This window comes from Nicoliella sp. ESL1120 (assembly GCF_058508515.1).
Genome location: NZ_CP196384.1, coordinates 280,732 through 293,221, shown reverse-complemented (window position 1 = coordinate 293,221; position 12,490 = coordinate 280,732). Strand labels below are relative to the sequence as shown.

The following is a 12,490-nucleotide window of genomic DNA, read 5'->3' as shown; positions in this document are numbered from 1 at the left end:
TGGGGATTATTATTTAGATTCTATTCATTTCTTTGATCCATTAAAGTATAATAAATTCCACGATTGTCTTGGCGACGACTTCTATAGTAAGCGAATTGATGTCCATTTTCTTTAACCATTTTATTTATATTTTGAATATTTCCGTAAACATAAGATAAAACAGTTTCAGTGGCACTACCACCCATTTTAAGCATCTCAATGTTTTTAGCGCTTAAGGGTAAATGACCATTAATTTGGCCACTTTTAATATCATCAATTAATTTAGAATATACTTTTAGTTGTTCGGTACTGGTTAAAATGCCCTTATTCTTAATAAAGTCATATTCTTGTTGGTTTCCATCAATAATCCAGTTCGCATTAAAATCGCTACTGGGAGCACTTTGAACTGCACTCTTGATGCCATTCCAAATTTCCAGTTTACTCCGATCCTTCACTGGAACCTCCGATGATGTTGCCAAGAATAAATTGACGTATTGATTTAAAAGCGGTCCCTCATTAGCAAATTCATTCTGATTTAAGATTAAATTGGGTTTATTATGAATTAAAAATCCTATAAATTCATCTTTTCCGCCATTAAAGATCTCCCTTTGTTGATAAAAATAAATATCCATTTTTAACGGAGCACCAATGTGAAAATCATTACGATCATTAATAGCGAATTGGCGTTCTCCTTTAAGCAATCGCGCTTTAAAAGACACTTTTTCGCCTGGTTTTAAAACCCCCTTACCAATGGCGATCTTACCATACGCAGCCATATCACGGTTACCAAATAAATATGATTCTTGGCCAATTGTAATCACAATGTTGCTTAATAACATATTAACATTCAAAAATTTTACACCTGATTTTGAAGTTTGCGTAAACATATAAAATCCTTCGTATTGACCAGAAAATAAATATTGTTGACTTGAATTTTGTTGATGCAATTGTTCTAGTTGTTCAGTAGTGATGAAATCCATAATAGTTCCTCCCTAACATTTGCTAATTACAATATTTTTTCACAAATTATAAATTATTTATTATTTATTTTATAATTACCAACGTATCATAATACTCTGGCAACCATGATTGAAAATGACGCTCAAGCTCAATAAATATGTAACTCAATTCTAAAATCTCCATGAGACCATTTATTTATCACCACCTTATTTTAATTTTTATACTAAGCTAAATATAAATGCACTGTCAACTAATCTTATTGAAAAAATCACATTATTAAAAAAAGCTTCGCTAGTAATTAATCACCAGCGAAGCTTTTAAGTTACAAGTCAATATCTAAGTACTTAATGTCTGGGCGTTCCTTAAAACCGAAATGTTTCCAAAACGATTGGCCTGCTAAATTATCGATCACCGTAAATAACCCAATCGTGTTGATGCCGATCGATTGGAATTGTTTGAATACCCGTGAGATCAGTTCCGAACTAATGTGTTGGCCGCGGTACTTTTCATCAACGGCAACATGGTACAGAAATCCCTTCCGCCCATCAGTTGCCCCTAGCAAGGTTGCCACGAGCTTACCATCCACTTCAGCGACAAAACACAGGTCGGGATTGCGATCAATGATCCGCTTAATGCCAGCATAGGAATTATCCAGTGATTGTAAATTCATCCCCGCAGTCCGTTCCCATAATGCATACGCTTGGTCATAATCAGTGCTCTTCATTGCGCGATAAACTACCATTTTACTTGGCCTCCTTAAATGCTACTTCACGTGGACTGTGCCCACCCTTTAAAATCGTCAGGGCATCATCTAACGCCTGGGTGACCATTCTTTCAACTGCAATGTCGGTATAAAAGCCAACGTGGGGCGTCAAGATCACATTCGGAATTTGCTTTAGGCGGTTGTAATGGGCAACTGGGGTCTTACCAGAAAAGCGTAAATTAAAAATTTTCGTCTCCGCTTCGACCACATCCAATGCCGCCCCCGCAATTTGGTGTTGATCTAAGGCATTGATCAAATCAGCAGTATTTACAACGGGGCCCCTCGAGTCGTTGATAAAAAAAGCGGTCGGTTTCATCTGCGCAAATGCTTCCTTATCAATCAGGTGCACGTTATCTGGGCTTAAATAAACGTGGGACGTCACAATATCAGCATTTTGGTACACTTCTGCCTTAGTCCGATACTCTAAAATCCCCTCGCGTTTTAACGCCTCGTTCTCCACTAAGTCATTGCCGATCACCTTCGCACCGAGGGCGTGAAAGATTCTTGCAACGGTGCTGCCGATCCGCCCCACACCAATGATTCCAATCACGTATTCAGAAAGTTCACGGGAGCGCAGCCCATCGACAACGTAATCATTGTTGGCCAAGCGCGCCTGAAATTCTGGATAGTGCCGAATTAGCTGCATCGCCTGCATTAGTACTAATTCTGCCACCGCATGTGGCGAATAGGAAGGCACGTTAGTGATCCGAATGTCGTTTGCGGCCGCTGCATTGAAATCGATCGTATCGATTCCAGCTGAACGACAGGCCAGTTGCTTAATGCCGTAGTCATGCAACGTTTTATAGATGGAGCCGTCATCGTCTAAGCGGCTGCGTTGCTTATAGATAATGCCATCAAAGCCTTCGACATCACTAACGGTGTCTGGATGTAACTCGTATGGGACGCTTTTTACAAGGATGCCATGGGCCTTGCTCCATGCATCGATAAATGGTTGTTCGTCCTTGCGAACGTGGTATGCGATCAACTTCGTCATTTATATCCACCCCCAGATTATTTTTCATTCAAGTCCTTGAGAATCCCAAGGGCCCCGTCAACAAAGTATTCAACCCCTGTTTTGATCGTTGCGTCTAACCCCACGAATTGTGGTTCGTGCCAATCCGCCGCATTTGGTTGTCCATTCGAACCAATGAACGCAAATACGCCCGGAATCGTTTCTTGGTAGGTGGCAAAGTCTTCGCCTGCCATTGAAAGGACCGGTTTTTCGACCTTTTCGGCTAAATTGTTAATAACAGCGTTCGTCAATTCAGGATTGTTATCGATCGGTAACGCCCGTTCGCTCCAATCAATATCAAAATCCTGGTTGAAAGCAGCGGTAAAGCCTTTCACGATTTCAGTCATCCGTTTTTGAACTAAATCATCGTTTGCCAGCTTGAAGACCCTGACCGTCCCCTCAAGAAATGCCGTGTCTGGGATCACGTTCCAGGCCTCACCGCCGCCAACGTGGGTAATGCTGACAACGACGGCGTCTTGGGGGTTCACATTGCGGCTGGTAATCGTTTGTAGATTCTCGATCAACGCGCCCAGCGTCACGATCGGGTCATGGCTATTTTCAGGCTTGGCACCGTGGGAACCCTGACCCTTGATCGTGATGTGGAACTTAGAACAACCTGCCATCATCGGACCACTTTGTAACGCAACCATCCCAGTGGGTAAGTTGGGGTTATTATGAAACCCAAGCACCGCTTGAATCCCACTTAATACGTGCTTTGCCACCACTTGGTTCGCACCCCCACCAGCTTCTTCAGCGGGTTGGAACAACAAATATATGTTTCCGTTGATCAAATCACGGTGACCACTGAAAAACTTAGCGGCTCCTAATAAGCTAGTGATGTGGAGATCATGGCCACAGGCATGCATCACCCCTGGGTTCGTGGACTTGAATGCTAAATCAGTATCTTCGGTCACTGGCAGCGCGTCTAAGTCGGCCCGCAGTGCGATCGAAGCGCCCGGCTGCTTGCCAGCGATCTTAGCCAACAGCCCCGTATTTAACTTGGTCGGTACGATTTCAATCCCCCACTGCGTTAACAATTCCTTCACTTTTTCGGTAGTATGCACTTCTTGATTCGATAATTCGGGATGGGCATGAAAGTAGTGCCTTAGTTCAACTAACTCGTTCCAATCATTATCAGTTATTAATTCTGTCATTTTAAGATTCCTCCTCGAACGCCTTGTTAATTGCTTGGTCTAAATCATTGATCAAATCATCTGCACTTTCCAACCCGATCGACAGTCTGATTAATGAATCGGTAATGTGTTGTTTCTCCTTATCGGCTTTAGGAACTTCTCGGTGGGTCGTCCGCACTGGGTTGACGATCAACGAACGGTTATCACCCACGTTGGGCAGATAGGTAAAGACATGGACATTATTCAACAATTTAACAACGTTATCGAAATCACCGTCTAATTCAAATGCAAAGGTCGTCCCAATTCCCTTAGGATAGTACTTTTCAACGAGAGCCCGTTGATCAGTATCCAATAAGCCATTATTGAAGACCCTTTTCACATGCGGGTTTCCCTCTAAGAAACGGCCGATTTTAAGGGCCGACTGCACTTCCTTACTGATCCGCTCTGAAATTGTTTCTAGCCCCATCAATGCTAAGTATGCGGAAAATGGACTAAGTACCGCCCCCATTAATCGTAAGTATTTGATCCGCAGCCGATGAATAAATGCAGATTTACCAAACGCATGGGCAAAAGTATCCGATTCACCATTGGGTTTGACTAGTGTGATTTCTGGTTCATAGAATTGCGGGAAGCGTTGTTCGTTCCAATCGAAGTGGCCACCGTCGACCACGATCCCAGAAACGACGTTACCATGCCCGCTGATCCCCTTCGTTGATGAATAGACAACGACATCGGCACCGTGTTCAATTGGATTGAACAGGTATGGGGTTGGGAAAGTATTATCAATAATGAGTGGAATCTGATGGGCGTGGGCTAATTTCGCGACGGCTTCCACATCGGTAACGTCAGTCGTTGGGTTTGAAACGCTTTCTGCGTAAATCGCCTTGGTATCGGGTCTGATCAATGATTTTAACTTATCCAAATCGTTAATGTCATCAACAAAATCGGTCTCGATGTTGAACTTGGGCAACAGGGTGTTCAATTCATCTAGCGTCGCACCGTAGATGTCACGGGGGGCAATGATCCGCCCGCCACCTTCAGCGACGTTCAAAATCGTATAGGTGATCGCAGCCATCCCCGAAGATAGGGCGACGGCTCCCACACCCCCATCCAAGTCATTGATTCGTTTTTCAAAGACATCGACAGTCGGATTGGCAACTCTGGAATACATAAATGCATTATTCAGTTCACCATTCATGACCTGATCGGCTCGTTCAACGCTTCCAAAGTCAAATGCGACGTTCTGAAAGATGGGAACGTTGGCCGCATAGTTAAAGTCTTTTGGATCATAGCCACTATGAATCTTTCTCGTATCAAATTTTTCACTCATCTCTACCACTCTCCCTACTTAGTTGCGTTCAATGCCGATTCCAGATCAGCAATTAAATCATGAACATCCTCAATTCCAACTGATAATCTGACCAATTGGGGTGAAATTCCCGTCTTGGCCTGCTCTGCTGCCGATAATTCAGCATGGGTCATCTTGTATGGTAGTTCGATCAAACTTTCGACCGAACCCAAACTAACTGCCAGTGAAATGAGTTTTAGATGTTCAACGAATGCGGCGGCATCAATTGAATCGGCCAATTCAAAGGACAACACCCCACCGTAGCCATTCGTTTCCTCCTTAGCAATCTCATAGTCCTTGGTCCCCTTAATTCCAGGATAATGGATCCGAGTAACTTCATCACGTTGCGCTAAGAAATCAACGATCTTTGCAGCATTTGCTTCGTGTCGATCGATGCGTACTGCAAGCGTCTTGATTCCGCGGCTGATCAAGTTCGCCGATTCTGGTGAAAGGACTGCGCCAATCCCATTTTGGTTGAAGTAAACCGCATCCGAGAGTTGCGGCGTCTTGGTTACCACCGCACCAGCAACCACGTCAGAATGGCCCCCTAAATACTTAGTGGCGGAATGAATCACGATATCTGCCCCCAAGTCGAGTGGTTGTTGTAAGTATGGGGTCAAAAAGGTGTTGTCCACAATCGTTAACAACCCATGTTGCTTGGCCAGTTTAGCAATCGCCTTCACACTAGTGACTTCTAACAATGGATTTGAAAAGGTCTCAAAGTAAATCGCTTTCGTGTTATTCTTGGTCGCCGCACTAACCGCATCCAAATCCTGGGTATCAACGACCGTAAATGATAACTGCCAGCGCTTGAAGAATTGGTTGATCAACCTGAATGTCCCACCATAAACCGCCTTGCCGACAATAATGTGGTCACCCGGTTTAAAAAGCGCGAAGACTGCATGGACTGCAGCTAACCCAGATGAAAAGGCAAAGCCGCGGTCGCCATTTTCTAATTCTGCTAATTGATCTTCCAAATAATCCCTAGTTGGATTACCAGACCGTTCATAGTCCCACCGAAGCTTGGCATCAACCTTCGGGAAAACGAACGTTGATGAATTATAGATCGGCACGTTGACCGCTCCTGTATCATTATCATTTTGTGACTTGCCATGAACTAACTTAGTATTAAACTTGGTCATTTTGATTCCCTCTTTCTATTTTTTTCAAAAATAAAAGCCCCCTATTGACCAATTTATGATCAATAAGGGGCGATTGATTCGCGGTGCCACCCTTGCGTTTAACTCAATGGATATCCATCTGGATGATAACGGGTCGGACCGGTCAATTGGCTTGCACCAATTGACTCCATTCTTAAGCTCATCTTCACGAAATTCATCAGCATCTGGTCTCACCACCCCAGACTCGCTGTAATTGATTCCAATCGTTACTCTTCTTAATCGTCGGATTTTATTTATGTAATTCATTTAATAGCCGTCTTGCAACGGTATCAAAATAATGAACGCCAACGGCAATTACGCCGTCATCAGCAATATAGCCAGGATTATGATTCTTCACCTGCCCATTGTTGCCCAGGTTAACGTATACGCCAGGCACGTGTTCTTGATAACATGCAAAGTCATCAGATCCTAACTCCAGTTCCTTTTCATAAACCGTTGCAAACCGTTTACACTCATCAGCAACGATGGCGGTTAAATGCGAATCGTTATTCACAGATGGATCGCCGTCATACCAATCAATTGCAGCGGTTGCGCCATACGCTTCCGCCGTGGTCTGCACTAACTTTAAAAAGCGCTGTTTGATCAATGCTCTGGTGTGCTTACTTGCAGTTCGGACCGTGCCCTCAAAGAACACCGTTTCTGGAATCACGTTCCAAGTCGTCCCCGCAGTGATGTGTGTGATGCTGATCACACCAGCACTGGTCGGTGAAACGTTGCGGCTAACGATACTTTGAATCGCATTGATTTCCGCTCCTAACACCACGACTGGATCGACTCCATTTTGGGGCGCCGATGCATGCGTGCCATGCCCCGTCAGTGTGACCTTGAACTTATCGATCGCTCCACTGCTGATTCCCGCTCGAATCCCGATGCTGCCAACGGGATGAAATGGTGCGTTATGAAAGCCGATGATTGCATCGACTCCCGTTAGTTGACCGTCGTTAATCACCTGCAGGGCACCTTCGTGATCTTCTTCAGCTAACTGAAATATCAACCTGACTTTACCAGGCAGCTCGTTTTCAGAACGCTTCAATAGATAAGCAGCCCCTAATAGCGCTGCAATGTGGGTATCATGACCACAGGCGTGCATTTGCCCTGGGACTTGTGAACTGTAAGCAAGCCCCGTGGCCTCTGCGACTGGCAATGCGTCAATATCAGCTCGTAAAGCGATGGTGGGGCCATTGTTGTTACCAATATCTGCGAACACCCCCGTTTTTAAATTCGTTGGCCTGGGCTTGATCCCATATTCAGCTAAAATAGCCGTAATTTTTTTAGTAGTTCTAAATTCATGGTCAGCCAGTTCTGGATGGGCGTGAAAATCATGCCGGTATTGAATTAACTTCCGCTCAAGTTCTGGATCGATCAATTGCGTCAATGAAGGCACCTCCTCAATGCAAAATAAAAAAGATCAACTAGCACGAATCTAGTTGATCTTTGGGTTTGATAAGGAAAATTGATTCAAAAATGATATCCACCCTAACTAGATTCGGTTTAACTTCACCTAGTTAGGAAATCGTAAGCGGTCCGCGCTAGATGCAAATGTCAGTAACGTTTGCATCCCAAATGGATCCAAACGCTACTAGCACATGCACATGTAGCCAGTTAGGACATAACAACTATTAAATTGATTATTATCATTTTTAATCATTATAATTTCCCCTTAATTTAATTCATTTATCATTTATTTTTAATTATTAAACCATAAAAATATTTGAATGTCAAATGATGTTGAAAAAAATGCTCTTGATAATAACTACTATCTCACTGCTTATTTAAATACTTAATCCGTAATTCATAAAAGAGCCAAGCGCCACCACCAAAAATAACGGGACCTAGGAACGTCCAAAAATCAGTCATGTAATCATGATCAAGAATTGGTTGAATGAAATTAAAGCCAATCCCAAACGCTAGGACCAATAGAACCAACGCTGTAACTAACCAAGTCGTTTTTTGATTATGATAAACGACGAAGGGGCGTCTTATATCAGCTAGCTTTTTGAAGAATGGGAATGCTAGCACAATTAAAATGTATTGGAAAGCCGTTGAAACGTTGTTCATATCAGTTAAAATTTGGAAAAACGCCTTAGCACTGTCTCCACCAAACGCAATAAAAAATAAAATAACCATTAAGATGATACTTTGAATCCACATTGCATAACTAGGCATTTCATGGCGATTTAAGTGCAGTGCCCACTTTGGCCACAAGCGCTTGTTGGAACCGAACATAAACGACTTCAGTGGTGAGTATAACAATACGAAGAAACCACCAGCACCACCCATTAAAGTCGAAAAACCAGTGTATTGGGTTAGAACGTGACTTAAAGTTTGGGTTGCTGAATTGCTCAACCCCAAACCATGACCTAAAGATGTCCCTAAATTGGCCATCAGCACGTACATAACATTCCCTAAAGTAACACTGCTACCGCCCATAACTGCTTTCCAGTTAACAACGAAACCACATAAAACGATCGAAACAGTGTAAAGCACAAAGATGAAGGCCGTAGAAATCATAACCCCACGGGGGAACGTCTTTTCTGGATTCTTTAAATTATTAATCACCCCTGAGAGCGACTCGACCCCAGCATAAGCAAAAATTGCATATACCACGAATGAAAGCGTTGAAGTCGGTGTTTGAAAACTAGGGTTAGGTGAAACGATAAAACTACTGAGTCCATTGATGGGTTGTGCTAAATGACCGTGGTTCAAGAAAATAATAACGATCGATAAAATACAGAAGACAAACGAGATGGAGGTTGCTAAAAAGCCTCCAATAGAAGCAATCCAAGCTATTTTACCCAGTCCATTAATTGCAATGATTGTTGCGATAAAAATGAATGTAATTGATAATAAGCCCAACGTTTCCGTACTATTGAACCCTAAAAAAGTCCAACTTTGGGTCGTATCATGACCAAATAACATGGCGGACAGGGATACCCATAGATTTGGAACACTAAATAACATCGTAATGACCCAAGCAGAAAGCCATGTAAAGCCACCAATAAAGGCCCAACGTTCACCAAGTCCTGATTTTATCCAAGAGTAGATTCCACCAGATTCATTTTTTAATGCTGAACCATATTCAGCAAACATAAATGAAGTCGGTAAGAAAAAAGCTAGCGCCCCAACTATGTACCAAATAATACTGGCATACCCCATTTGGTCAAATGCCGTCGGCACATTAACAAAACCAAACGTGGTCGATAAAATCATTAATACCAAACTGACTAACGAAATCTTTTTTGTATTAGACATAAAAAAAACCCCTAACTTTTAATTTAAGAAGAGGTTAGAGGGATCGTTGCTAATCAAATTATTATCATATGTAAAGCGCCCCAACAGAATTAATTCCGTTGACAGTCCATAGCCTCTTAAACCATGTCCCGGATATAACCATAAGCCACTCCTTATAGCCCCTCGGCGATCTCCCCTTTCAGTAAACATCAACGCATTAGTAGCTGCTCAATTTACCTACTTTTGTCAATCGCAACCTCTTCAAATAAATTGTAATTAATAAATAGATTAGCACTAAGTAAACAAAAGTCAAATATTTATAACATTAAAAAAGTCTTTAATCTATTTTTTAGATAAAGACTTTAATAATAGTTATTAGAGAGTTTATCGCACCATTAACTTTTTGAACATTAATCAGCCATCTCCCTAGATTCAAAATGATGATAGCGTAGCGATGATGACAAATAGGTTGGGATATTTAAAGTAACCAGATTAATGATTACTTATTAGTTTTAGTAACGTGTTTATTCAACTTACTCGGCTGCTTGATCTTAGAATTATGTAACTTCTTCTTTGTTCTTATCATGAGTTTTCCGAAACTTGTTGCTTTCTTTAAGATTCTTTTTATCTAATTTATCCATTTCTTTAGCGGCTTTATCTCAATCTTTTTCAAAGAAACCATTATCTAAAATGGTCGAAGCATGAGTCGCAGGAACAGCTTGGGCAACCAATCCACCCAATAACGATGCACCCATCAAACCTATTAATAGAATCATATTTAGCTTTATTTATACCTTCTCCTTATAATTTAACTATTTTATTTCAATGATTTAAGATATTCAGATTCAGTTTTTAGTTGATTAATGACCATCAACAACACTAGTCTTACCCGATAACCCAACACCTATAACTAACCATCGTTCCAAGGTCCTTATCACTAAAATCCCTAAGCGTATTATTATTTGAGCTGCTGATTTTGATTCCCACACCCCACTAACAAAAGCGAACTTAATCAATTGCTTTTTGGCAATTTAGAATTAAAATAAAGTTGATTCAAAATAATTAAGGGGTGATTTAATATGGAAACTAACAATAAAATGTTTGCAAGCCCATCAACATATGTTCAGGGTAAGGATATTTTATTTAACAGTGCTGATTACATTAAAAAACTTGGTGATACCGTCTTATTACTAGCCGGTAAGCAAATCATGGACATTGTAGGAAATGACTTTTCTAAGTATCTGCAAGAAAACGACTTAGCAGTTACTGAAGTTAATTTTAACGGTGAATCTTCAATGTCAGAAGTTAACCGTGTGGCTAAGATTGGAACGGATAACCAAGTTAAAGTAATCATTGGCCTCGGTGGTGGTAAAACATTGGATGCTGCCAAGGCAATCGCTGATAAAATGAAAATTAAAGCTGCCATCTTGCCAAGTTTGGCATCAACGGACGCACCATGTTCTAGGTTATCAGTGATTTACAATGATGACGGATCATTTTCTAACTACCTCTTCTATAATAACAATCCCGAATTAGTCCTTGTTGACACGCGGGTCATTGCCAACGCACCCGCACGATTCTTAGTAGCTGGAATTGGTGATGCCCTAGCCACCAACGTTGAGGCTCAAGCAGTTGCCCGCGGTAATGGCAACACGATGCTAGGTAACAAACAGACGTTAGTTGGCAACGCAATTGCCGAAAAATGTCAAGAAACGTTATTCAACTATGGAGTCGAGGCCGTCCGTTCGGTTGAAAACCATAATGATACCAAAGCACTAGAAAAGGTAACTGAAGCCAACATCTTAATGAGTGGGGTTGGCTTTGAAAGTGGTGGCTTAGCCGCTGCCCACGCAATCTACAATGGAACAACTGCAATCGGAGATAAGATCCATAAGATGCACGGTGAAATCGTTGCCTTTGGCTTGCTCGCCCAATTGTTTCTCGAGGGTGCCGATAGAGATCGCTATAATAAATATCTAGATTTTGAATTAGCAGTCGGTTTACCAACCACGTTTGCGGACTTAGGAATTGCTGATATTAGCGATAGTGATTTGTTAAAGATTGCCCATTCCGCCAATAGCGATAACGATACGATGAAGGAAATGCCATTCTTGGTCGAAGATGACGATATTGTCCAAGCCATGAAGGGTGCCAATGCCTATAATTTAGCATACAAATCTAATCATAAATAAGTTAGCTAATAAAAAAATGAGTTCGCTGATCAAACAGCGAACTCATTTTAATTTTAAAGTAATTCCGTCATTACTATCTTCTAAATTTTGTTTTAGCAAAAATAACCAAGCCGACAATAATTAACACTAGCATATCGATCCAGATATGGGTCGCAACGAAATTAATGGAAGCACTCCACACCCACTTAATTAGGTCCCAAAAACTACTTAAAATGAATCCAATCGCCCATTTAGCTAAATTAAAGATTAATCCCGCTAGGAAAAATATTATCGCCTTACCAGCGTAAAAAATAAAGCTAAACACCGAATGAATATGATTTTGAGCAATAAAATCCATAATCGTTTGTTTAATTGTTAATATAATTGCGCCACCGATAGTAAATACTAAAACGAAAATAGCAACAAATTCAGGAAACTTATCTGCATAAATCGAGTGACTTCTTGTTGTTACTGTCGAAGATCCACCACGAAGATTACGATTTTTTTCCTGCATTTCCAAATCTTTCTGTTTGTTTGCAAGATCAGTTACACGGAGGTAATTCTCGGAGTTCCCTTCTTTTTCAAATAACCAATCAGCTTTTTTGTTTAAATCTTTATAACTTGCCACAAAATCACCCTTAAATTAAAATTATTTTGTATCTCTTAATTATAACACCTCAAAAATCAATCATAATAATAATTTATAATTAAT

Annotated in this window: 10 protein-coding genes and 1 riboswitch; of the genes, 1 reads left to right on the top strand and 9 read right to left on the bottom strand. The window is 41.3% G+C overall.

The features are described 5' to 3' along the window. Positions 1–20 precede the first annotated feature (20 nt). The 8 genes from ACSYTE_RS08285 to yjeM all read right to left on the bottom strand — a co-directional run bounded on the left by ACSYTE_RS08285 (position 21) and on the right by yjeM (position 9,628). Positions 21–926, bottom strand: a complete 906-nt coding sequence (locus tag ACSYTE_RS08285; protein WP_491717584.1) for a hypothetical protein — start codon at positions 924–926, stop codon at positions 21–23. A gap of 335 nt (positions 927–1,261) precedes the next feature. Continuing rightward, a complete protein-coding gene (locus ACSYTE_RS08280) occupies positions 1,262–1,681 on the bottom strand; it encodes a GNAT family N-acetyltransferase (protein ID WP_491717583.1) in 420 nt (139 codons plus the stop codon). Between the two features lies 1 nt (position 1,682). After that, a complete protein-coding gene (locus ACSYTE_RS08275) occupies positions 1,683–2,696 on the bottom strand; it encodes an NAD(P)-dependent oxidoreductase (RefSeq protein WP_491717582.1) in 1,014 nt (337 codons plus the stop codon). Between the two features lie 17 nt (positions 2,697–2,713). Continuing rightward, positions 2,714–3,868, bottom strand: a complete 1,155-nt coding sequence (locus tag ACSYTE_RS08270) for a M20 metallopeptidase family protein (RefSeq protein WP_491717581.1) — start codon at positions 3,866–3,868, stop codon at positions 2,714–2,716. A 1-nt stretch (position 3,869) separates the two neighbouring features. Then, positions 3,870–5,177, bottom strand: a complete 1,308-nt coding sequence (locus ACSYTE_RS08265; RefSeq protein WP_491717580.1) for an O-acetylhomoserine aminocarboxypropyltransferase/cysteine synthase family protein — start codon at positions 5,175–5,177, stop codon at positions 3,870–3,872. A gap of 14 nt (positions 5,178–5,191) precedes the next feature. Beyond that, positions 5,192–6,337, bottom strand: a complete 1,146-nt coding sequence (locus ACSYTE_RS08260; protein WP_491717579.1) for a trans-sulfuration enzyme family protein — start codon at positions 6,335–6,337, stop codon at positions 5,192–5,194. A 268-nt stretch (positions 6,338–6,605) separates the two neighbouring features. After that, positions 6,606–7,751 (bottom strand): amidohydrolase, encoded by a 1,146-nt coding sequence (locus ACSYTE_RS08255; protein ID WP_491717578.1) that lies wholly within the window; start codon positions 7,749–7,751, stop codon positions 6,606–6,608. A gap of 386 nt (positions 7,752–8,137) precedes the next feature. After that, the gene (gene yjeM / locus ACSYTE_RS08250; RefSeq protein ID WP_491717577.1) at positions 8,138–9,628 is read right to left on the bottom strand and encodes a glutamate/gamma-aminobutyrate family transporter YjeM; all 1,491 of its coding nucleotides are present in this window, start codon (positions 9,626–9,628) and stop codon (positions 8,138–8,140) included. Positions 9,629–9,693: 65 nt separating this feature from the next. Continuing rightward, positions 9,694–9,877: riboswitch (Lysine riboswitch) on the bottom strand. Between the two features lie 809 nt (positions 9,878–10,686). Between yjeM and ACSYTE_RS08245 the strand changes: the two genes are divergently transcribed. Further along, positions 10,687–11,799, top strand: coding sequence for a glycerol dehydrogenase (locus ACSYTE_RS08245; RefSeq protein ID WP_491717576.1), 1,113 nt, complete (start codon positions 10,687–10,689; stop codon positions 11,797–11,799). 73 nt (positions 11,800–11,872) lie between these two features. Here ACSYTE_RS08245 and ACSYTE_RS08240 read toward each other — a convergent pair whose 3' ends face one another. Next, complete coding sequence (locus tag ACSYTE_RS08240; RefSeq protein WP_491717575.1) at positions 11,873–12,406, bottom strand: hypothetical protein; 534 nt, start codon at positions 12,404–12,406, stop codon at positions 11,873–11,875. Positions 12,407–12,490: the final 84 nt, after the last annotated feature.